Annotated in this window: 24 protein-coding genes; 13 read left to right on the top strand and 11 right to left on the bottom strand. The window is 29.9% G+C overall.

Annotated elements, in window-relative coordinates; all coding sequences use genetic code 11:
* Positions 1–58: 58 nt before the first annotated feature.
* Entirely contained in the window at positions 59–1,186 is a 1,128-nt protein-coding gene (locus ACNMOQ_RS04515; RefSeq protein WP_416350288.1) for a glycoside hydrolase family protein, read from the bottom strand.
* Between the two features lie 86 nt (positions 1,187–1,272).
* On the opposite strand from ACNMOQ_RS04515, the gene ACNMOQ_RS04510 reads away from it, so the two are divergent.
* The 3 genes from ACNMOQ_RS04510 to ACNMOQ_RS04500 are packed head-to-tail and all read left to right on the top strand — an operon-like array spanning position 1,273 to position 3,108.
* Positions 1,273–1,824, top strand: a complete 552-nt coding sequence (locus ACNMOQ_RS04510) for a cysteine hydrolase family protein (protein ID WP_416350396.1) — start codon at positions 1,273–1,275, stop codon at positions 1,822–1,824.
* 58 nt (positions 1,825–1,882) lie between these two features.
* A complete protein-coding gene (locus ACNMOQ_RS04505) occupies positions 1,883–2,809 on the top strand; it encodes a manganese-dependent inorganic pyrophosphatase (protein ID WP_416350287.1) in 927 nt (308 codons plus the stop codon).
* A gap of 23 nt (positions 2,810–2,832) precedes the next feature.
* Positions 2,833–3,108, top strand: coding sequence for a GNAT family N-acetyltransferase (locus ACNMOQ_RS04500; protein ID WP_416350286.1), 276 nt, complete (start codon positions 2,833–2,835; stop codon positions 3,106–3,108).
* Positions 3,109–3,196: 88 nt separating this feature from the next.
* Here the strand turns inward: ACNMOQ_RS04500 and ACNMOQ_RS04495 are convergent, their stop codons facing one another.
* Complete coding sequence (locus tag ACNMOQ_RS04495) at positions 3,197–3,499, bottom strand: hypothetical protein (protein ID WP_016999084.1); 303 nt, start codon at positions 3,497–3,499, stop codon at positions 3,197–3,199.
* Positions 3,492–4,466, bottom strand: a complete 975-nt coding sequence (locus tag ACNMOQ_RS04490) for a Gfo/Idh/MocA family protein (RefSeq protein ID WP_064205136.1) — start codon at positions 4,464–4,466, stop codon at positions 3,492–3,494. The genes ACNMOQ_RS04495 and ACNMOQ_RS04490 overlap by 8 nt, the downstream gene beginning before the upstream one ends.
* Positions 4,467–4,587: 121 nt before the next feature.
* Between ACNMOQ_RS04490 and ACNMOQ_RS04485 the strand changes: the two genes are divergently transcribed.
* Positions 4,588–5,964: an aldehyde dehydrogenase gene (locus ACNMOQ_RS04485; RefSeq protein WP_239706226.1), complete on the top strand. Its 1,377-nt coding sequence runs from the start codon at positions 4,588–4,590 to the stop codon at positions 5,962–5,964.
* A gap of 220 nt (positions 5,965–6,184) precedes the next feature.
* Here ACNMOQ_RS04485 and ACNMOQ_RS04480 read toward each other — a convergent pair whose 3' ends face one another.
* From ACNMOQ_RS04480 to pglS, 4 genes are all read right to left on the bottom strand, one after another.
* Positions 6,185–6,943: an ABC transporter permease gene (locus tag ACNMOQ_RS04480; RefSeq protein ID WP_416350285.1), complete on the bottom strand. Its 759-nt coding sequence runs from the start codon at positions 6,941–6,943 to the stop codon at positions 6,185–6,187.
* On the bottom strand, positions 6,943–7,665 hold the full coding sequence (locus ACNMOQ_RS04475) for an ABC transporter ATP-binding protein (RefSeq protein WP_416350284.1): 723 nt from the start codon (positions 7,663–7,665) through the stop codon (positions 6,943–6,945). Before ACNMOQ_RS04475 ends, ACNMOQ_RS04480 begins: the two co-directional genes overlap by 1 nt.
* A 184-nt stretch (positions 7,666–7,849) precedes the next feature.
* The gene (locus ACNMOQ_RS04470; protein ID WP_016999089.1) at positions 7,850–8,626 is read right to left on the bottom strand and encodes a carbon-nitrogen family hydrolase; all 777 of its coding nucleotides are present in this window, start codon (positions 8,624–8,626) and stop codon (positions 7,850–7,852) included.
* Between the two features lie 15 nt (positions 8,627–8,641).
* Positions 8,642–9,676, bottom strand: coding sequence for a 6-phosphogluconolactonase (gene pglS, locus ACNMOQ_RS04465; RefSeq protein ID WP_394876852.1), 1,035 nt, complete (start codon positions 9,674–9,676; stop codon positions 8,642–8,644).
* A 452-nt stretch (positions 9,677–10,128) separates the two neighbouring features.
* Between pglS and ACNMOQ_RS04460 the strand changes: the two genes are divergently transcribed.
* The 4 genes from ACNMOQ_RS04460 to agrA are packed head-to-tail and all read left to right on the top strand — an operon-like array spanning position 10,129 to position 12,895.
* The gene (locus ACNMOQ_RS04460) at positions 10,129–10,704 is read left to right on the top strand and encodes an accessory gene regulator AgrB (protein WP_016999091.1); all 576 of its coding nucleotides are present in this window, start codon (positions 10,129–10,131) and stop codon (positions 10,702–10,704) included.
* Positions 10,701–10,841 carry a cyclic lactone autoinducer peptide AgrD gene (gene agrD / locus ACNMOQ_RS04455; RefSeq protein ID WP_016999092.1) on the top strand — a complete coding sequence of 47 codons (141 nt, stop codon included), beginning with the start codon at positions 10,701–10,703 and terminating at the stop codon, positions 10,839–10,841. Before ACNMOQ_RS04460 ends, agrD begins: the two co-directional genes overlap by 4 nt.
* A gap of 24 nt (positions 10,842–10,865) precedes the next feature.
* A complete protein-coding gene (gene agrC / locus ACNMOQ_RS04450; protein WP_016999093.1) occupies positions 10,866–12,182 on the top strand; it encodes a quorum-sensing sensor histidine kinase AgrC in 1,317 nt (438 codons plus the stop codon).
* On the top strand, positions 12,179–12,895 hold the full coding sequence (gene agrA, locus ACNMOQ_RS04445) for a quorum-sensing response regulator AgrA (protein ID WP_016999094.1): 717 nt from the start codon (positions 12,179–12,181) through the stop codon (positions 12,893–12,895). The genes agrC and agrA overlap by 4 nt, the downstream gene beginning before the upstream one ends.
* A gap of 61 nt (positions 12,896–12,956) precedes the next feature.
* On the opposite strand, the gene ACNMOQ_RS04440 is transcribed toward agrA, so the two are convergent.
* On the bottom strand, positions 12,957–13,175 hold the full coding sequence (locus ACNMOQ_RS04440) for a hypothetical protein (RefSeq protein WP_016999095.1): 219 nt from the start codon (positions 13,173–13,175) through the stop codon (positions 12,957–12,959).
* 244 nt (positions 13,176–13,419) lie between these two features.
* Between ACNMOQ_RS04440 and ACNMOQ_RS04435 the strand changes: the two genes are divergently transcribed.
* Entirely contained in the window at positions 13,420–14,385 is a 966-nt protein-coding gene (locus ACNMOQ_RS04435) for a hypothetical protein (RefSeq protein WP_416350283.1), read from the top strand.
* A 188-nt stretch (positions 14,386–14,573) separates the two neighbouring features.
* Here the strand turns inward: ACNMOQ_RS04435 and ACNMOQ_RS04430 are convergent, their stop codons facing one another.
* On the bottom strand, positions 14,574–14,741 hold the full coding sequence (locus tag ACNMOQ_RS04430) for a hypothetical protein (protein WP_016999097.1): 168 nt from the start codon (positions 14,739–14,741) through the stop codon (positions 14,574–14,576).
* Positions 14,742–14,988: 247 nt separating this feature from the next.
* Here ACNMOQ_RS04430 and ACNMOQ_RS04425 point away from each other — a divergent pair, with 247 nt between their 5' ends.
* Positions 14,989–15,960 carry a bile acid:sodium symporter family protein gene (locus tag ACNMOQ_RS04425; protein WP_218708348.1) on the top strand — a complete coding sequence of 324 codons (972 nt, stop codon included), beginning with the start codon at positions 14,989–14,991 and terminating at the stop codon, positions 15,958–15,960.
* A 386-nt stretch (positions 15,961–16,346) separates the two neighbouring features.
* Positions 16,347–17,384 carry a C45 family autoproteolytic acyltransferase/hydolase gene (locus ACNMOQ_RS04420; RefSeq protein ID WP_103269064.1) on the top strand — a complete coding sequence of 346 codons (1,038 nt, stop codon included), beginning with the start codon at positions 16,347–16,349 and terminating at the stop codon, positions 17,382–17,384.
* Between the two features lie 72 nt (positions 17,385–17,456).
* Here ACNMOQ_RS04420 and ACNMOQ_RS04415 read toward each other — a convergent pair whose 3' ends face one another.
* Both ACNMOQ_RS04415 and ACNMOQ_RS04410 read right to left on the bottom strand, forming a co-directional pair.
* Positions 17,457–18,296: a DUF4097 family beta strand repeat-containing protein gene (locus tag ACNMOQ_RS04415; protein ID WP_135021536.1), complete on the bottom strand. Its 840-nt coding sequence runs from the start codon at positions 18,294–18,296 to the stop codon at positions 17,457–17,459.
* On the bottom strand, positions 18,296–18,841 hold the full coding sequence (locus tag ACNMOQ_RS04410) for an HAAS signaling domain-containing protein (protein WP_416350282.1): 546 nt from the start codon (positions 18,839–18,841) through the stop codon (positions 18,296–18,298). The genes ACNMOQ_RS04415 and ACNMOQ_RS04410 overlap by 1 nt, the downstream gene beginning before the upstream one ends.
* 151 nt (positions 18,842–18,992) lie before the next feature.
* Between ACNMOQ_RS04410 and ACNMOQ_RS04405 the strand changes: the two genes are divergently transcribed.
* Both ACNMOQ_RS04405 and ACNMOQ_RS04400 read left to right on the top strand, forming a co-directional pair.
* Positions 18,993–20,030 (top strand): S66 family peptidase, encoded by a 1,038-nt coding sequence (locus ACNMOQ_RS04405; protein WP_218688140.1) that lies wholly within the window; start codon positions 18,993–18,995, stop codon positions 20,028–20,030.
* A gap of 79 nt (positions 20,031–20,109) precedes the next feature.
* The gene (locus tag ACNMOQ_RS04400) at positions 20,110–20,661 is read left to right on the top strand and encodes a thioredoxin family protein (RefSeq protein ID WP_325889711.1); all 552 of its coding nucleotides are present in this window, start codon (positions 20,110–20,112) and stop codon (positions 20,659–20,661) included.
* Positions 20,662–21,302 lie beyond the last annotated feature (641 nt).

The following is a 21,302-nucleotide window of genomic DNA, read 5'->3' as shown; positions in this document are numbered from 1 at the left end:
AATGATATAAAAAAGTGCTCACAACCTTGGGATTGTGAGCATTTTTTATATCTTAATATTATTTATTTTCAGTTCCTTTTATAATTTCATTAAGTCGCTCTACATTTTTTTGTTTAATTTGCGATAAATTAAAATTATTATACAAATAGATATCTGAGGCATTAATAAATTGAATTTTATCAGATATTTTATCAATGAATTTATTATCATAAATATAAATATCTTTATTGATTGCTTTTTCATAACTTTTTATAAGAATACTTTGTTTTGATTTAATATTTTCAAACTTATTGTTACCTATTAACAATGTGGAACCAGACTGTGCACCTTTATCTACTTTATTGATATCCATAGAATACTTACCTGTTGGCACTGCTAAATAACGAATGCCACCCTCACAATTAACAAAGTAGTTATTTGTAATCGTAGTTTCTTTTGATTTAAGCATTGTTACTGCATAATCTCCCAACCCATCAAATCTATTATTTTGTATATGTATGTTTTCATAAAAGCAATCATACAAACTTGCATGTGACCCAATAGCTCTATTCCATGCAGACATATTCATATCTCCGGAATTTCCAAAATAACAATTTTCTATTATTGCATTCTTTGTAACCGTACCATCTGTTGCACCAAATTTAGGGAATGCTCCTTCTGTTTGTATATCAATTTGGATAGCTTCACTGAAAGATCTTGTGCCACTATCATCTCTAAAACCTAGAAAATGACTATTCGTCACATAAAATCCATCCAATCCACAAGCATCAATAGCGTGTCCCCCTACTACATTTTTAAACGTGACATCATGAATCTGAATATTATTAGCATGACCTATCGACATAATCGTGTTATTTGTATTATTAGTATGACCATATGCATCAAAAGTGCCACCAATTATATTAATATTGCCATGTCCTTCATAACCATAATATTTCTTAAAACTGTGTCCATTTTTCAACATAGCGCTAGGAGATTTTCTTATTAGTGTAGCATCATCGTGTAATATAAGATTTGTATTACGATAAATCACAAGTTCATATAAAATGTGGTACTCACCTTTAGGTATATAAACAGTTACTGGCCCTTTTCTCGCTTCAAATAAAGCGAGTTGAATCCCTAAAGTATCTAGAACGCCACATTTACCTTTGGCACCATAATTTGCAACATTAATTATTCTAGTCATAACTTCAAAACCACCTTGATTTAGCGTATACTTTTCTTATAAACATATTACACCGATTATTAAATATAAACAATTAGGGGGATATTATTTTGAAGAAAGCATTAATAGTAGTGGATTATTCAAATGATTTCGTAGCAGAAAATGGTAACTTAACTTGTGGTGAGCCGGGACAAATAATCGAAGACAATATATTTAGTAAAATTGACTCATTTAATAAAAATGACGAAAATATTTTCTATTTAATGGATTATCATCATAAAGACGACCCTTATCATCCTGAAACTAAATTATTTCCGCCACACAATATCGTAGGTACTGAAGGTCGCGATTTATATCAATCATTAAAACCTCAATATGAACAAATTAAAAATCAAAAAAATGTATTTTGGATTGATAAAACTAGATATAGCGCATTTTATGGAACTAATTTAGATAGCCTTTTAAGAGAGCGCAATATTGATACAATAGAAATTGTTGGCGTATGTACTGATATTTGTGTTTTACATACTGCTGTCGATGCTTACAACCTTAATTATCAAATTTATATTCCAAAAAATTGCGTGGCATCTTTCAATCAAGCTGGGCATGATTGGGCGCTTACACATTTTGAAAATAGTCTAGGCGCTGTTGTAGAATAGACGTTTCGTTCGTGTTAAAATAAATATTAGAATAATGATAGTAAAAGGAGAATTCACATTGGTAAATACATTAATTTTTGGACATAAAAATCCTGACACAGATACTATTGCTTCAGCTTTAGTAATGCAAGACTTACAAAAAGAATTAGGTAATGATGTAGAAGCAGTAAGATTAGGAAAAGTATCTGACGAAACACAATTCGCTTTAGATTACTTCAAAGTAGAAGCACCATCACTATTAGAAACTTCTGTAAAAGATAGAGAAGTTATCCTAGTTGATCACAATGAATTCCAACAAAGTGCTGATGATATTGTAGACGCTACAGTTACTATGGTGGTTGATCATCACAGAATTAGCAATTTTGAAACAGCTGCACCTTTATACTACAGAGCAGAGCCTGTTGGGTGTACAACGACAATCCTTAAAAAAATGTATGAAGAACATAACATCGAAATCAAACCAGAAATTGCTGGTTTAATGATTTCAGCAATTATTTCAGACACTTTATTATTTAAATCTCCTACATGTACTGAAGAAGATATTAAAGCAAGTGAAGCATTAGCGAAAATTGCCAATGTTGATTTAAATGAATATGGTCTAGAGATGCTTAAAGCTGGTGCATCTGTTAAAGGTAAATCACCAGAATTCCTATTAAATATGGATGCTAAATCTTTCAATATGGATGATAAAGTTGTTAGAGTTGCTCAAGTTAACACAGTTGATGTTAATGAAGTATTAGAAATCAAAGAAGATGTTGAAAATGAAATCAATAAAATCATTGCTAATGAGCAGTATGATTTATTTGTATTCATCATCACTGATATACTAAATAGTGATTCAACAGTTATTGCTCTAGGTAAAGAACAACAAGCTGTTGAAAAAGCATTCAGTACTAAGTTAGAAAACAACCAAGCATTATTAGCTGGCGTGGTATCACGTAAGAAGCAAGTAGTACCACCAATTGATGATGTTTTAGGTAAATAACTTTTATAAGGAGTGTGTTTGCAATGGAAATTAAACAAGGTACGAACAAGTTCTATGTTGGAGAATCAGAAGATCAATTTGATGCTGAAATCACGTATCATGATTCAGATGGTGATGTTCTCGTAGTTGATCACACGTTTGTAGACCCGTCACTACGTGGACAAGGAACAGCTAGAAAGTTAGTAGACACTGTTATTGACAAGGCCCGAAACGAAGGCAAAGTTATAGACCCTGTATGTCCATATGTGAAAGACGTTATGGACAAAGACCAAAGCACACACGACGTATTAAAGAAATAATAATTTAAGTAAAAAGCCTCCTAATCCATTAATTAAAAATCTAACGGATTAGGAGGCTTTTTCAATCTAGAAACTAATGTCTCACCACTTATATATCAGTACTTTCTATTAATCTTTTCAAAAGTGTTTTATGTTTTGGTTTAGCTTCTTGTTCTGTACATTTATTCATTGGTGGATAACCAAGGTCTTTTGCATCTTTGAATGTAACTTCATCAATATAATTTGATGCTGTTTCATAATCATAACAGTTTGGAAAAGCATATTTATGATTAAAGTGATCCACAACAACTCTTGTAGTAGATGATGGTTCTTGTTTAAACGGCACAGTTGTAGCAATAACAATTAATATAATGATAATAATACTAACGGTTATTATGACTTTTTTAGTCATTAAATTGAACCCCTACTTGATTTCTAATTTCATCTAATACTTTCAAAGTGTCTATCGTTCTTTGGTGTGTATTAATAGAAGACTCTGTTTTATTATTTTCAATACATTTTATAAACTCTTCTATTTCTTCTTTCATTGTATAATCATCACTATCGCTATAAGTATCTTTTATTGAACCATCTTTATTAAATACATTTATAACAGTAGGAGCACTTATCTTATTGATAGTTACATAACCATCTTCTCCAATGATTTCAGAAGGGCTTGGTCGATCACATATTTTAGAATAACTTATTGTGACTTGGAATGAATCATAATTTAAAATCGCATTACCTTGGCCATCAGCCCCAGTATTTAATTTGAACCCAGTTGCTTTTATTTCTTTAGGGAATCCGAATAAATGGATAGCCGGTGCAACTGCATATACACCTAAATCCATTAATGCGCCGTTTCCTAACTCTGGTTTAAAAGCATTTTCAACTATACCTTCTTTATATTTATCATATCGAGAAGAGTATTGATGATAGTGAAAATCTGCATAACGTATTTCTCCGATATCTGCATTTGCTTTAGCAAACTGTAAAAATGGTTTTAATACAGTTGATTTCATCGCTTCCATAACAGTTACATTATATTCATGTGCGAGTTTAGATAATGCTTCAAATTGTTCCACATTGATAGTAGCTGGTTTTTCTATTAAAACATGTTTGTTATTTTCAATTGCCAACTTTGCTTGTTCAAAGTGAAATGCATTAGGTGAAGCAATATATACAGCGTCAAAATTGGATGATTCACAAAATTGATTTAAATCTGTAAAAATTTCTTTTAAATCATGTTTGTCTTTAAAATAATTAGCTCTTTCTTCTGTTCTAGAATATACAGCATAAGGTTCGAAAGTAGCTGTTTGTCTACCACACTCTATTAACTTATCAGTTATCCAATTTGTACCTATAAAACCAAATTTCATGATGTTCACCTTTTCTTAATAAATTTTTGTTAATTTTTACTTTTTAGTAATAAAGACTTCGCTTTTAATTATAACTATTGTTAAAATATATACAATAGAAGTTATAAAGGAGATATTAACTTTGACTATAGCAAACCAATTCGAGACAATTCAATCATTTTTTGATAGCGATATAACAAAGGATATTAAATTCAGAAAAAAACAACTTAGATTATTAAAAAAATCTATTAAATCGCATGAAACAGAATTATTAGCAGCATTAAAGCAAGATTTAGGTAAAAATTCGGTTGAATCATATGCAACAGAAATTGGTTACATTTACAAAAGTATCTCGTTGATGCTTAAGGATGTCAAGAACTTGGCTGGCAAGAAAAACGTAAATACGCCAGTATTCTTATTTCCTGCAAAAAGTTATACTGTAAACGAACCTTATGGAACGGTTTTAATTATCGGTCCTTTTAACTATCCATTCCAATTAGTAATGGAACCATTAATTGGCGCAATTTCAGCAGGAAACTGTGCTGTCGTTAAACCTTCTGAACTTACGCCTAATGTGAGTCAAATCATTCAACAAATAATTGAAGATGTATTCCCCGCTTCATACATATCTTGTATAACTGGTGAACAAAATGTAACAGAAGAATTATTACAACAACCGTTTGATTTTATATTCTTTACAGGTTCTACAAAAATTGGGCAAATTGTATATGAACAAGCGAGTAAGCAACTTATACCAGTTGCGCTAGAATTAGGTGGCAAAAGTCCAGCTATTGTAGATAAAACAGCTAATATTAAAGTTGCAGCAGAACGAATCGCTTTTGGTAAATTTATCAACGCAGGTCAAACTTGTGTAGCACCTGATTATGTTATTATTGACGCATCAATCAAACAACAATTCATTAAAGCAATTCAATCAACTATTCAAGAGTTTTATACTAAAAATGCTAAAAACAGTGAAGATTTTGGCAGAATTGTTAATGAGAAACATGCAAATAGACTGAATTCGCTCATTAATAATACAAATGGCGAAATTGTTTATGGTGGAGAAACTAACGTAACAGATCGTTATATAGAACCTACAATTGTTGATAATGTGAAGTTTGATGACGTTTTAATGGAAGATGAAATATTTGGACCAATTCTACCTATTATGTCGTACGATGCATTCGGAGATGCGATACAATTCATAAAGAATAAACCTAAACCACTCTCTCTATATTTATTTAGTGAAGATGAGAATCATACAGATGAAGTTGTTAATCGTATATCATTTGGTGGTGGTTGCATCAATGATACGTTAATGCATGTTGGCAATCATAACTTGCCTTTCGGTGGTGTAGGACACTCTGGTATCGGTCGTTATCATGGAAAAGCATCATTTGAATTATTCAGTAACCAAAAAGGAATTATGTTCAAAACGACGAAATTAGAAACAGGCGTGCTCTTCCCCCCTTATAAGGGTAAAGGGAAATACGTCAGAGCAATGTTTAAAAAATAAATAAGAGTGGGACAAAAATCTTATTTTAATAAAAAGATTTCGTAGTCCTACCCAGGCAAAGAAAGAGGCTGAGACATAAATAATGTCCCAGCCTCTTTCTTTGTATTGATAGTAATGTACTTGACTCCTATATTATATGTGGACTTTTCTCAGTAATCTTGGCAATAAGGAGACTGTTATGTTGCACGTAGATCTTGTCTTACATCATTTGTTACCTTATTTACCCAAAACGGCTTTCTATTAATTGTTTTTTACTATTAAATAATGTTGGATATGATAGAAATCCTAATATTACACTCGTTGTAACTGCTGATGTTATTAATATAAATACAATTAAGATTTGAAAGAATACTGCATCAATTGGGTCAGCACCTGCAATAATTTGACCGCTCATCATTCCAGGTAATTGTACGAGTCCTATAGTCTTCTGTTGTTCTATTGTAGGAATAGCACTTGTTTGTATAGAAGTCATCAATTGCTTATGAATAGCTTGTTTTGGTGTGCCTCCTAAAGATAGTATCAGCTTTACTAAATTTTCATTTTGTTGAATCTCTGAAATAAATCGATTTAAGAATAAAATACTTAACACCATCGCATTACCAATAACCATACCAGTTATAGGAATTACATATTGCGGAGTTGGTGGTATAATTTTCAAACCAATAAGAATGCCTTGTGTTATTAACTCAATCGATACATACGCTAACAACAATTTCCAAGTAATACCTGGAATAGATAAGCCTTTCTTTCTAGCATTTTGAGTTGCTGCACCTATAATTAATACGACCATCAATATCATAAATATTGGATTATCTTTATCAAAAATAAATTGTAATATATATCCTACAATTAATAATTGAATAAAAGACCTTATACCAGCGATAACCGTGTCTTTTTCTAAACCTAATTTCAGTGATTTAGAAATAACTATAGGAATAATTATAAAAATTACCATTAATATCAAAGAAGTTATACTCATTATATTTTAGCTCCTATGAATTTTTTTACTTTCTTATTTGTAGTATGTCTGATTTCTTCACTTGTACCAGTTTCAACGACTTCTCCGTTCATCATGACCCAAATATAGTCACTCATACGAATTGCTTGGTTAACATCATGTGTAATCCAAATCATCGTAACATCATGCTTTTTATTAATGAGTGTTAATAATGATTCAATAGCTTCGACTGAGCTTCTGTCTAGAGCTGAAGTTACTTCATCTAGCAACATAACACTTGGTTTGGTAACTAAAGAGCGAGCTAATGATAATTTTTGTTTTTCGCCACCAGATAATTCTTTACTATTTTTATTTAAAAATGATATTGGTAAGTCAACATCTTTTAAAAATCCTTCAGCTTCTTTATCTGTCATAGTTCTATTTTGTAATGTTAAAGGAAGTTCTAAATTATCTTTAACGGTACCATTAATCATTGTTGCTTCTTGTGAGACAAGTTGCACTTTTCTTCTTAGTTTAATAGCTTCATATTCATTAATTAAATGCCCATCAATAAAAATATCGCCCTCTGTTGGAGAGTTTAAAGAATTAATAAATGATAATAAAGTAGACTTTCCAGCGCCTGATGGCCCTATAATTGTAGTAATCTTACCTTGATATATTTTACCGTTCACTTTATTTAAAATTGTACTACCTTCTATTTCATAGCCTATATTTTTAAATTCTACATCTACTTGTTCAGACAATCTAATACCCCCTTATATAAAGCTACATATATGACAATTTTGATTTTAAACTTTTATTTAAATATATCAATAAAAATTTTTACTTTTAACAATATTACACTTAAAAATTAAAAAACTCTTCATTAGATTTTTTATCACTAATGAAGAGATTTCTTATATCGTACTCAAAATTATTTAGTTAATTTTAATATAAATCTGTTCGTAAACTATTAAAAATAGGAATAGATTCTCTAATTTGGCTTTGGGCATTTAAATCTAAATTAACAACTAATGTGCCTTCACCTTCATACAAACAGTCGATAAGTGCACCGTCTGGGCTATATGCTAAACTATGCCCTCCAAATTCGTTATCATCACATTTACCTACAGTATTACATGCTACTACGTAAATCTGGTTTTCAATTGCTCTTGCTTGTAATAATGCTTTCCAATGATCAATACGTGATTTTGGCCATTCAGCAGGCACAAAAATGACTTTAGCATCTTCTAATGTTAATGAACGTGATAATTCAGGAAATCTTAAGTCATAACAGATAATAGAACCCATCTCAATTTCATCTATATGAAATACAGTTGGCTTTTTTTCTCCAGAAGTTAAAAAGTGATGCTCGTTTAACATTGGAACGAGATGTGCTTTATCGTAAGTATTAATGAGTTTCCCTTCTTTATTTACAATAAGCGCTCTATTATAAATGTCTTCACCTTTTTTATAAGCAATAGAACCTGCAATAATATGTTTCTTAACCTCTTTTGCTTTGTTTTTTAAAAAAGGTATTATCACTTCCCCATCAACATCAGCAATGTTCTCTAATTCATTTAATCGATATGATGTGTTCCACATTTCAGGTAACACAGCTATATCTATATCTGTAGCTAAACTATCTAACCATTGACTAACTTTTTCTATATTTTCATCAGGTTTACCTGGTATTACATGCATTTGATATAAAGCTATTTTCATTCTATTCACCTTCAATCAGATAAATTGAACACATACACCTTCAGCGGCTTTTTGTTCATTTTCTATTTCTGTTAATTTACCAGTTTCTTTATTTCTACTGAATAACACTAAATTATAAGAATGTTCATGTGCTACAACTAAGAATGAATCACTTGGAGTAATATTAAAGTCTCTTGGCCAAGTACCTCCACTTGAAACAATTTCAACTAATTCAAGATTCGCACCATCACCTAGTATTTTAAATACAGCAATACTATTATGACCACGATTTGACGCATATACGAATCTACCATCATGACTTAATCTAACTGCAGCTATTTGTGAATTTAATTCAAAATCATCAGGAATAGTCATTTGTGGTTCAGTAACCGGGCTAAACACACCATTTTCATATGATAATACAATTATAGTATTGCTTAATTCTGTAACTAAATAAGCATATTTGCCACTAGGATGGAATGCTAAATGTCTCGGTCCACTTCCAGCTTGGAATTTCGTCGTTTCATATAGTTCTAATCCGTCTAAAGAGTATTTAAACGTTCTTATTACATCTGCCCCTAAATCAACTGTAACAATATAGTCTAAATCTGGTGTTTGCATTGCATAATGAATATGGCTACCATCTTGTCTTTCTTTATTAGGTCCATTACCATCACCATGATATGAATCGATTAATCTAAGGACTTCCCCATTTTCAGGATTAAGTTCATATAATCTTACTATGCCTGCACCGTATACTGCTTCAAATAAAAATTTACCATCTTCAGATATTGAAATATGACAACCTGTACCTTCTGTTGAAGCTAAGCAATCATTTATAAATGTTAAACTTTTATCTTCATTAATTAGAAAACTTGCGACACCACAATCATCGTCTTGTTTTTTAACTGCGTATAAATATTTACCATGTTGCATAATATATGTAGAAGCTTCTACTTCATAGCCTACTTCTACTTTTTCTATAGTTTGATCATTTTCATCAACATCAAATCTATAAATACCCTTTCCATCCTTTTTTGTATAACTACCAATATAACCTTGTGTTTTCATAAAATATAATTCCTCCCTAAATTATCTCTTTGTCTTCATTCTACATGAAATTACTGAATAACTATAATAAAAAACGTATACCAAAAGGCATACGCTCTAATAACTTATATAATCATAACATTTTAACAAATGAAAATTAACCAAATAAATCACTAAAAAACGCCACAAACCACTTAAAAATACTACTGATAGCGTTCACTATGTCACCTGCCATAAAGGAACCCCCCCTTTATTCACCTTATTACTTAGTCATTATCATTTTATAATATTATATTTAATATAATTAAAGTTTTCCCTAAGTCGTAATATTTCGTGCTTAACTGCAATAAAAATATGTTAATATATAAATATAAATAAAAACTCAAACAGTTGGGCATTGAAATAATACAGTTAGGCAAAAGAAGTAAAATGTAAACCATTATGATTTATAATTAAGTGTGAGGAGGGGCGCTATGTATCAACCAGTACAAACCCAAATTGATAAAATTGCTACAAGTCTTCAAAATTCAAATAATTTAGACCATGTAAGCTATTTAAAGGTAAAGTATGGACTAGAAGTATTTGTAGGGAATATTATGAAGACTGTTGTTATATATGGTGCTGCCCTTCTAAGCCATATATTCTTCTATACACTTATTGTTCACCTTAGTTATTTTGCTATAAGATATTTTGCATTTGGTGCGCATGCAAAATCTACTTTTTTATGTACCATTCAAAGCCTAATAATGTTTGTGATTACACCGCTAATTGTCATCAATATAAACGTACCGTATTGGATATTTTTGACATTAGCGCTCATAGGGTACATAATCATTATGAAATATGCACCTATGGAAACTAAAAAACATCCACTATTAGGTAAGTGGAAAAAGGGTTTAAAACTTAGGTCAATCATTGCAGCTACAATTTTGATAATCATTTCTTTATTCGTTAAAGAACCCTATCAACAATTAATCTGTTTGGGATTGATCTTCGAATCGGTATCACTATTACCTATATTTTATAAAAAGGAGGAAACAATATCATGAATTTATTAGCAGGATTATTTTCAAAAACAATTTCTAACGTTTTATCAGCAATCGGTGAGAAAGCAGTAATCAGAGGGTGTACAGCATTTTTAGATGAAACTGAAGTACCAGCTGAATTATTAAAAGAAAAACAATAAGTTGTCAATAAGGAAGTGTAATATATGGACTCGCTTTCTAATATAGAATCTTTACCTTTTGGTTTATTACAGGTCGTACTATTTACAATTTTATTAGCTATCACACAGAATTATCGATATAACAAAAGGGATTATGTAATCTTATTTATAGGGTTCATAATCCCTTCACTTTCTTTTTATTATCTGTTTGGCATGGGGGCTATAATATACGTATGCCTTTTTAATTTTGTATTTTTTTATAATAAATTTAAATTATTCGGCATTATAAATACTTTAATCGTTATTATTATTTCAGTAGTTTCTGACTATTTATCAATTTTAACTACTAGATATATTATAGATATTGTTGATAGTATGACTTATTATTTCATTTGTTATACTATTATCCATTCATTTATAACTATCTCTATTGCAGTTTTAATTAGGATGTTAATGAACAAACTTAAATTAAGTTATTTATATAATAACCGTATTTATTTACTGTTGTTAGCTGCGTTCCTTGCTCTATCATTTTTTGTGTTCTATATTTATATGCCTGAGAACTATGATACTGAAAAAGAGTTTGAGTTCCAAACTTTATTTTATGTTATTTATGTTTGTGTGGCGGCAATTTTTGTCATTTTAATTTCTTTTACGGTCATCAGAGAAATGGCTTTACAGCGTACTAAAAAGGAGATTAATCATTATTATAAATATACCTTACAGATTGAACAGATTAATAATGAAATGAGAAAGTTTCGTCATGATTATATCAATATTCTTGCTACTTTGTCTGAGTATATTAGACAAGAAGATATGGATGGTTTAAGCAAATATTTTGATGAAAATATTGCGCATTTACATGATGATATGAAGTTAAATACGATTAAAATAAATGGTTTACAGAACTTGCATGTAAGAGAGATTAAAGGTTTGCTAACAACTAAAATTATTCAATCCCAAGAGCAAAATATTAATATTAGTGTTGAAGTTACTGAACAAATTGATCATATCAATATGAATATTGTTGAGTTGAGTAGATGTATAGGTATCATAATGGATAATGCTATTGAAGCATCTGAGTTTGTTGATGCACCTACTATTCAAATTGCTTTTATTAAAAATGAAGAATCTGTGCTACTTGTATTTATGAATAAATGTTCTAAAGATACACCAAAAGTACATAAGTTATTTGAAGACCAATTTTCTACAAAAGGTCGTAAACGAGGTATTGGTTTAACAACATTAAAAGAAGTAACTGAAAAGACTGAGAATGTTTTTTTAGATACGTATATTAATGATCAATTCTTTATTCAAAAGCTCGAGATTTTAAATGATCATAATGAGGAAGTGATACGATGAAAATTATCATTTGCGAAGATGACCCAAAACAATTAGAACGAATGCAAACAATCATTAATAATTATATTATGATTGAAGAAAAAGAAATGTCTATTGAGCTTGCGACTAATGATCCTTATGAGTTACTAGAACATGTAAAGACTTCTAATGATATCGGTTGTTATTTCTTAGATATCCAACTAGATGCTGATATAAATGGAATTACTTTAGCGAGCGAGATTAGAAAACATGACCCTATTGGTAATATAATCTTTGTTACAAGTCATAGTGAATTAACTTATTTAACATTTGTTTATAAAGTTGCTGCTATGGATTTTATATTTAAAGATGACCCTGATCAGCTCAAGACACGAGTTATTGATTGTTTAGACACTGCTTATATCCGTTTAGGCATGTTATCTAAAAATACTAATGTTGAAAAATTAGAATTAACGCGTGGTAGTAATTCAGTATATGTCCAATATGATGATGTCATGTTTTTTGAATCATCAACTAAATCTCATCGATTAATAGCTCATCTTGATAATAGACAAATCGAATTTTATGGCAGTCTAAAAGAACTAACAAATCTAGACGACAGATTCTTTAGATGTCATAACAGCTTTGTTATAAACCGTCGAAATGTTGATAGAATTGATACAAAAGATCGCACTGTTTACTTTAATAATGGTGAACATTGTTATGCGTCTGTAAGAAATATAAAAAAGATTTAACTTTCATTTTATACATAAAGGGGTAAGCCATTATATTTATGGTTTACCCCTTTAATTATTACTATTCATTTTTTAATGATTCTTTAAATGATTCGATGTCTTCTATGTAGTATTTTACTTCACCGCACGATAAACAAACAGCAGCTTTAGGTACAGCAATCGCTTTTTTCAAGACGTCATCAGTTTCTTCTTCTTTAACTAACCTTACATCAACTAGAGTACCTGGTACGTTAATACGAAGTTCGTCAACCATTTCTTGATTACAGCTTTTACATATCATACAAGAACATCTCCCCTTTATTTATCTAAATCTTTTTGTTTATTTTACTCCTATATGCTCTTTGATGCAAAACTGAAGCATATTACTTTTAGTGAATATTATAATTTATTATAACTCAATATTTCTAGATTTTATATAAGTTAAAAATTCTATGTAAATTTTATAAAATAATACTAGCATATCCAGATTGTTTATGGCATAATAAAAATATCACCGGTGATATTAATTATAAAGGAGGTTGTGTATGAAGATATTTCTTCTCTTCATAAGTTTTACAACTACTTTCTTAATTTGTATAACATTAAATTCATCCAATATAACCTATGCAGAAACAAGTGAAACACCCATTGCTTTTCAATTTCTCACTTCCACTAATCAACCCATTCCTAATGAAACATTTCAACTTCAATTAGATAATGAAACGAAGTCTTTAACAACTAAATCTGATGGACTCGCTATTATACAAATCCCAAATGCATCTTTAAAGAAAAGCTACGTACTTACTACTTCTAATCAACAAACATTTACGGTTGAACCTAATAAACTCTATAGATTAACATCATCTCATAATACTATTTCTACTCCTTCTAATATAAATAGCCAAAACATTAGCATTAATGTTATATCAAATACTTACCAACAATTAAATAATATAGAAGTTAAATTGATAAGTAACAATCAAGAATTTACAGGTAAAACTAATCAAAATGGTCAAGTAGTAATTGAAATACCTGCGAATATCCCAAGAGACACTCTATTTAATGTACAAATTCAAGGTGTAGACACTAAGTCCACAATCAAAATTGGTGAAGATAAATATTACACATACAGTAATAATAACAAGCAAGCTTCACTCCATATTACAAATAATACTAGCCCTCAAGCCATAGTTACTAATAACAATCCAAATGATACTAATCATTTCCCTAACCAAACTGATTCATTAAACAATTCGCAATCAAACACTCAGAACACAAATCATAATTATCAAATTTCTATAGTTAAAGACAATTTAACTTCAAATAATTCTAATACCACTGAGACAGTACAAAAAGATACAAATAAAAAAGCCTTGTCCGAAAAGAAAACACTTCCTGATACAGGACAAAACAATCATATAATTAAATATATTTTTAGCACACTTTTTATAGCTATAGCTACTACTATATTCTTTATATTAAAGCATAAAAGAACTCAAAAACAAAATTAGATTATATTAAAATTACACCCCCTCCTAAATATTCAATTATAATTTTAAATCACTTTATTCATATACCTTTACCCCTATTATTTTTAAAAGTGTAATTTTAATTAATATTCTTTAACACATTAAAATAAAATTTGGTAGTTAAATAAAAAAGAGCAATCACTTATACTAAGTGATTGCTCTCCTCATTTTTAATTATTAGATTCAATTTCTGAAACTATCTCTTTAGTTTTTTGTTCTAGATCTTCAAAATCCTTTTTAAATACAAATGCTAAGACAGCTACACCTGCACCAACAGCTACTGTTGTAATTGCAATTAAGATGAAAAAGAATTTGAAAATTCCTTTAATACAGTTCATTGAAGTCACCTCTATCATCATTTTCTACCATTTACATCATAACATAATAAGCATTATACATAAAAGATATACTCTCATTATACATCTAATTCATAGAATACGATTTAATTCTTGTATAAAATGTAACATTTATTGTATCGATTTTCATTTGATTTTTATTTTTAAATATTTCTTCTAATATACCATTGAAATAACTTCTGATTATTGGTAATATTCAGATTATTATATAATTTGGAAGGTGTTCATTATGAGTAATTTAAAGAAATTTAGTCAGTTTATTAATAAAACTTTTGTCGTTTGGATGTTAATAGCTGCTATTTTAGGTTTTAGTTTTCCAGGTACCATCGCTCAAATAGCACCTTATATCCCTTATTTATTGGGTATAGTGATGTTTGGCATGGGTATGACCATTTCAACGAATGATTTTAAAGAAGTATTTAAATCACCTAAGAGTGTAATTATCGGCGTTATATTACAGTATACTGTAATGCCTGTCACTGCTTATTTAATTGCTAAAGGTTTAAATCTTAGTCCAGATATAGCTTTAGGTGTGATATTAGTAGGTTGTTGTCCTGGTGGCACAGCATCTAATGTAATTAGTTATTTAGCTAAAGCAAATACCGCTTTATCAGTTTCAATTACTACATTATCAACATTACTTGCACCAATTGTAACACCTTCTCTCATTTTCTTATTTGCTAGAGAATGGTTGCAAGTATCATTTATGGAAATGTTCATTTCAGTAGTTCAAGTAGTGTTAATCCCTATTATTTTAGGTGTAATTGTACAGAAATTCTTTAGACCAGTAGCAGAGAAATCTGTCGATATTTTACCTATTATTTCAGTTATTGCAATTTCATTGATCTTATCAAGTGTGGTTGCAGGTAATAAGACACAAATTATCGCAACTGGTTTATTATTGTTTGGTGTCGTTTTATTACATAATGTTTGTGGCCTCACTATTGGCTATCTTTTAGCCAAAGCATTAGGTTTAGGACGACCTGATAAACGAGCAATTTCTATTGAAGTTGGTATGCAAAATTCTGGCTTAGCTGTTTCATTAGCTACAGCTCACTTTAATCCACTATCAGCAGTACCAGGCGCAATATTTAGTTTCATACACTTATTAACAGGTCCTAGTATTGCAATATTTTGGTCAAACCAAACAAAGCGTGATCAAAAACGGGTTGAATCTGCACCTGTTACAGATAACTTGTAATAATTTAATATTATTAACTCAAAAACACACATTCGTTTTATTAGTTAAACGAATGTGTGTTTTTCTGATAATAGATATTTTCAATTTTTCTTTTTATGTTTAAAATACTTATCTTGTTGTATTTAAGTTAAATTAAATTGTTAACCTCTGTACCATTCTTTCCATTTCTTTTTTGTATAGATATATATTTGATTCCACATCATACATACCTCCTAAATAACTTAATGATATGTGATAAATTAAATATAACATGGTAAAAAATTACATAGGTTAAGACATTATTACAATCTCTTTAATTAATTATGACCAATATTAAGGTTTATAGCTTATTTGCGTGACAAATGAAATATTTTCTAGCAAAATGAATAAGAATAGGAGTGATGATTTTGCAACAAGTAAGTATGCAAACATTTGAATTTAGAGGAAACCACTACGATTATGGAGTTGCGCAAGCTAAGTGGTTACAATCTACTAAAATGCTCGAAAACAGAGAAAAAGAATGGCGAGTTAGAAGGCCTAGATTTGATATAAATATAAATGAAACGAAAAAAATATATCAGCAATTCGCCCCGCAAATATGGGAAGAACTGATGGGCATACAAGATACTCTAAAAATGCCTTTAGAGCAAGTCCTTCTTAATTACGGTCATTATAGAGTTTATGCTAAAGATAGTGGTTGTTCGGTATTTTTAGGTAAAAACTTTATGGTTCGAAACTATGATTACAATCCTGCTACTTATGACGGACGTTTCAGCTTATTCCAACCTACTGATGGTGGTTACGCTCAAATTGGTCCAACATCTCGAGTAACTGGGAGAATGGATGGAATGAATGAACATGGTTTATCGATGGGTTATAATTTTATGCATCGTAAAAAGCCAGGTGATGGATTTGTATGTTATATGATTGGTCGTCTTATTTTAGAATGTTGTAAAAATATTGATGAAGCTGTTTCGTTGTTGAAAGAAATACCACATAGAAGTTCATTTAGTTACATTTTGATGGATGCATCTAACAACAGCATTATTGTAGAAGCTACACCAAGATCAGTAGTAACTAAAGAGAACATTCTTTGTACGAATCATTTTGAAGTATTAACACATGAAAATAGAAATTATATAAAAGAATCAGTAGAGCGATATAATAGAATTGAAAATATAACTAACGAAAATTTACCTTTAGAAACTGCTTTTGAATACTTTAATAACCCTGATTATGAAATTTATAGCAAACTTTTTAGAAGTTGGTCAGGTACGATACACACATCTGCTTATATTCCTGAACAACTAGAAGTTAAATTTGCATTAGGTGAAAATGGTTATATACACACTTTTAAATTTAATGAATGGTTACAAGGCAAACCTTTAGAATCACTATATGTTACAGGAGAAATAGATTCAGATATAATATTTGCAAGTGAATAAATGCATCAATTAAATAACCTCTAATCCATAAATTAAATTTAACGGATTAGAGGTTATATTTTATATAGCCTATTATTTAATTTTTATATCACCGTTATCAGTATAACTTTCAATAACATTTTTACCATTACCAACCTTTTCCCCGTGAAAAGCACTGTTTTCTATTTTTGTGCTACCTGAATCAGCATGTAATTGAAGTAATGTATCTTGTGGTTTATGTTTATAATCTATAAGTATATTTCCGTCTTCAGTAGATGCTTTAATATCACATTCATTTTTCAAATCTCTTATTTTGATATTACCTATTGAAGTTATCATTTCATTATTTTTTAGTACTGAGTTATCTACTGTGATATTACCTGTATCCAATTCTCCATTAAATTCATATAATTTGGAGTTTTTAATACCAATACTCCCAACATCGGCCATAGCTTTAACATGTTGAAAATCTACTTGATCAAACGTTATATTCCCTGTCCCAGTAATAATATTACTATTTTTACTCTTAACATTTTCTATATTGATATTACCTGTATTAGTAGTGATATTAAATGCATTATAATTTTTTTCAGGAAGCGTTATCGTAAGATGATTATTAACTTTCCTAAAAGGAATAAAGTTAGCGTTAAATGTAAGCTTTTTATCTTGCTCAGAAAAATGTAATAAATTGTTTTCTATATTTGCGTTAACTTTATGTTTTCCATCGTAATTAATTTCTAAATAACGCCCCTTTTTTACATCTACATCTGTATTTTGAGCATTAATTATAATTTGATTCGTTTCATTGTTTTTAAATACTTTTTTGTATGTTTCTTGTTTTTCATACTGTTTGTTTACTGAAAACCATAGAAAAGTACCAAGTAATCCAAAAACTACAAAAATACTTAAACCTACAAAAAATAGTTTTTTCATTACTCTGCACTCCTCTTAATGATTTTTATACACCATCTTAAATATTTTAATATGCCTTTGTAACTTACTTCAATAAGTTTTAATCCAGTAATTAAGAGCATCAATCTGAGTCCTAAGAATGAAATAGCAAACATAATGTTCGTTACATCTATCCAATGGAATCCATTAATGAAGATGTTCACAACACTAACAATAGGTCCTAACATCATAACTGCTCCTATTAAGACTACTATTAATAGAATAAATGTTATAAAAAGAAATGGTGTAATGATAAATAAAATGTTGAAGAAACTTAGTCCTAGAGTTGCCATAATAGCATGAAAAACATTTTTAAAATTCGGAGCCATTTCTGCATCAGTTATAGCAGTATTGGCATATACTTTTTTTGCAATTGCTTTAGGGTTGCCAAGTTCATGGATAAGTTCTTCTTCATTCTGAGCCTCAAAAAACTTAGTCTCATATTCATACATAATTTTGTCTCTTTCCGCCTTCGGTAAACGAGACAATTCATCCTCTAAATAATTGAGGAACGTGATTTTATCCATATTCTGTTTCCCCTTTATTATTATCTCAAGTTTTCAATTTAATTTTAACACTCTTCCTACAAACAACATCATATTATCATCTGAAAAATTTGATTTCAAGTTATATCAGTGTGATATACTATGCACAACAAATAAATAAGGGGGTTTTGATATGAGTAAACTTATCAAGCCAAATAAGCTTTCTAAAGGTGACACAGTAGCGATTGTTTCTTTGTCTTCTGGTTTAGCTGGAGAAGAAGATATGATGTGGAGAACTAATGTTGGTATTGAAAGATTAAAAGATGTATTCGGACTGAAAGTAAAGATAATGCCAAATGCGCTTAAAGGTTCAGACTTTACATACAACCACCCTGAAAAAAGAGCAGAAGATTTACATCAAGCACTCAGAGATCCTGAAGTTAAAGCAATTATCTGTTCTCTAGGTGGAGATGACTCTGTTCGTTTATGGCCTTATATAGATTTAGAGTTAATAAAAAATAATCCTAAAATATTTAGTGGTTATTCTGATACAACTGCGTTACATTTTATGTTTTATCAAGCTGGCGTTTCCAGTTTTTACGGTCCATTGCTACTCACTGACTTCGCTGAAAATGTTGTAATGGATGATTATACTGTTCATTCAATTAAACAAACTTGGTTCCAAAACGAGCCAGTTGGTGATGTACCTACTTCACCCCAAATTAGAAAATACGGTTTAAAATGGGATGAAAGCAACAAAGATATCAATAGAGAATCTTTCGATAATAACGGGTATGAAATTTTAAATGGAAAAGGAAAAGCAACTGGACGTTTAATTGGAGGTTGCATGGAATTATTCCATTCTTTAAAAGCAACAGATGTATTTCCAAATAAAGATGCTTTTGATGATGCTATATTGTTCATTGAGACAGCAGAAGTCCACGCTCCACCTTGGTTAATGGAAGATTACGTGCGTGCATTTGGTTCAATGGGAATTTTCGAAAGAATAAATGGCGTAATTATTGGTCGTCCTCAAGATGATGTTTATTATGAAGAATATAAAGAAGTTTGGACTAAAATGTTAAAAGAATGGAATCAAGAAGATATGCCAGTATTCTACAATGCAAGTTTTGGTCATAATGAACCGAAATGCATTATCCCATACGGTGCATTGGCTGAACTAAATGTAGATAAAGGTACTTTCTCAATTCTTGAAAATGCTGTAGAGTAATTAATCTTCAGTTATTCTGCTTTGCGATTTATTTCAGAATTGTTATAATATTTAGTATATAAAAAGGGGGATAATTAAAATGACAAAACTAGTTACATATTATGAACAATCACAACCTATTAAAGAATATTTAAACGATATGACTACCAATAAAGAAGAACTCATTGAAATTTATAAATCTTTTCAATTACCTAAAAATGATGAACGTTTAGATAAAATAAAAGATAAAAATTATAAAGTTCTCGTCATCACTGAAGATTGGTGTGGGGATGCTATGATGAATATCCCAGTACTATTGAACATTGCAGACTACACTAATATGGAAGTTAAAGTATTTCATAGAGATGAAGATACAAATTTAATTGATCAATATTTAACAAATGGTACTGCAAGATCTATACCAATTTTTGTATTTTTAAATGAAAAACATGAACAAGAACATGTATGGGGTCCTAGAGCCATTACAGTTCAAAAATTCGTTGAGGAAACAAGAAAAGACTTACCATCTAAAGAAGATTCTTCTTTCCCTGAAAAAGAAAAAGAAGTACATCATAAAATCCATGATGAATATAAAATGAATACACAATTCTGGGATGATGTATACGAATCAATCGTAAGCATCTTAAGATAAATCGGATTGGAACAGAAATCTTATTTTTCAAAAAAGATTTCATAGTACCGCCCGGCAAGAGTAACTAGGAGTGAAAAGCTTGATATAAGCATATTTTCATTCCAGTCAACTACTGCCAATATCACGATAGAGGCTGAGACAAATAATTGTCTCAGCCTCGTTTTATGTAAATTACCCCTATATGTATCTCTCCATCCCCATGGTTCGATATAAACAGTTTACTTTATCTACAAAACAAATAAAAATATATGTCAGTAAAGTTAACATTTGAAATTTCGCAAGTGAAAAGCGCTCGTCCGGGAATTAACGAGCGCTTTTCGGGGAAGGGTTATTAATTAAGGAAACATTTATTTTTATAAAGCCGGGAAACTTTATAAAAATAAGTTGAATCATTTTATGATCCATTTCAACGTTACAATTACAGATAACTATCTAAACACGTTCTACACAAAGTCATTCACTATCATGAAAAAACATATACGAAATATTTTTAAGGAATTGAATGTATTGTGGTTCGTGTTGTGTTATCTATGACTAAAGTATATCAAGTCTTTTTCTGAATTTGTTGAATCGTTCTTAACTCTAATTTTTTGTTTCTTAAGTGTTCTAAAAGTTTAGTACTTTAACAGTTAGGAATGCCT

It is taken from the genome of Mammaliicoccus lentus, from assembly GCF_947036595.1.
Lineage (GTDB): Bacteria > Bacillota > Bacilli > Staphylococcales > Staphylococcaceae > Mammaliicoccus > Mammaliicoccus lentus.
The sequence above is the reverse complement of the archived record's forward strand: the minus strand, read 5'-3'. Positions and strand labels throughout refer to the sequence as shown.

Excerpts from the sequence above, each read along its gene's own strand:
- ACNMOQ_RS04515 (WP_416350288.1), bottom strand. The coding sequence starts at position 1,186 with ATGACTAGAATAATTAATGTTGCAAATTATGGTGCCAAAGGTAAATGT.
- ACNMOQ_RS04500 (WP_416350286.1), top strand. The coding sequence starts at position 2,833 with ATGGAAATTAAACAAGGTACGAACAAGTTCTATGTTGGAGAATCAGAA.
- ACNMOQ_RS04495 (WP_016999084.1), bottom strand. The coding sequence starts at position 3,499 with ATGACTAAAAAAGTCATAATAACCGTTAGTATTATTATCATTATATTA.
- ACNMOQ_RS04490 (WP_064205136.1), bottom strand. The coding sequence starts at position 4,466 with ATGAAATTTGGTTTTATAGGTACAAATTGGATAACTGATAAGTTAATA.
- ACNMOQ_RS04480 (WP_416350285.1), bottom strand. The coding sequence starts at position 6,943 with ATGAGTATAACTTCTTTGATATTAATGGTAATTTTTATAATTATTCCT.
- ACNMOQ_RS04470 (WP_016999089.1), bottom strand. The coding sequence starts at position 8,626 with ATGAAAATAGCTTTATATCAAATGCATGTAATACCAGGTAAACCTGAT.
- pglS (WP_394876852.1), bottom strand. The coding sequence starts at position 9,676 with ATGAAAACACAAGGTTATATTGGTAGTTATACAAAAAAGGATGGAAAG.
- ACNMOQ_RS04460 (WP_016999091.1), top strand. The coding sequence starts at position 10,129 with ATGTATCAACCAGTACAAACCCAAATTGATAAAATTGCTACAAGTCTT.
- agrD (WP_016999092.1), top strand. The coding sequence starts at position 10,701 with ATGAATTTATTAGCAGGATTATTTTCAAAAACAATTTCTAACGTTTTA.
- agrC (WP_016999093.1), top strand. The coding sequence starts at position 10,866 with ATGGACTCGCTTTCTAATATAGAATCTTTACCTTTTGGTTTATTACAG.
- agrA (WP_016999094.1), top strand. The coding sequence starts at position 12,179 with ATGAAAATTATCATTTGCGAAGATGACCCAAAACAATTAGAACGAATG.
- ACNMOQ_RS04440 (WP_016999095.1), bottom strand. The coding sequence starts at position 13,175 with ATGATATGTAAAAGCTGTAATCAAGAAATGGTTGACGAACTTCGTATT.
- ACNMOQ_RS04435 (WP_416350283.1), top strand. The coding sequence starts at position 13,420 with ATGAAGATATTTCTTCTCTTCATAAGTTTTACAACTACTTTCTTAATT.
- ACNMOQ_RS04430 (WP_016999097.1), bottom strand. The coding sequence starts at position 14,741 with ATGAACTGTATTAAAGGAATTTTCAAATTCTTTTTCATCTTAATTGCA.
- ACNMOQ_RS04425 (WP_218708348.1), top strand. The coding sequence starts at position 14,989 with ATGAGTAATTTAAAGAAATTTAGTCAGTTTATTAATAAAACTTTTGTC.
- ACNMOQ_RS04415 (WP_135021536.1), bottom strand. The coding sequence starts at position 18,296 with ATGAAAAAACTATTTTTTGTAGGTTTAAGTATTTTTGTAGTTTTTGGA.
- ACNMOQ_RS04410 (WP_416350282.1), bottom strand. The coding sequence starts at position 18,841 with ATGGATAAAATCACGTTCCTCAATTATTTAGAGGATGAATTGTCTCGT.
- ACNMOQ_RS04405 (WP_218688140.1), top strand. The coding sequence starts at position 18,993 with ATGAGTAAACTTATCAAGCCAAATAAGCTTTCTAAAGGTGACACAGTA.
- ACNMOQ_RS04400 (WP_325889711.1), top strand. The coding sequence starts at position 20,110 with ATGACAAAACTAGTTACATATTATGAACAATCACAACCTATTAAAGAA.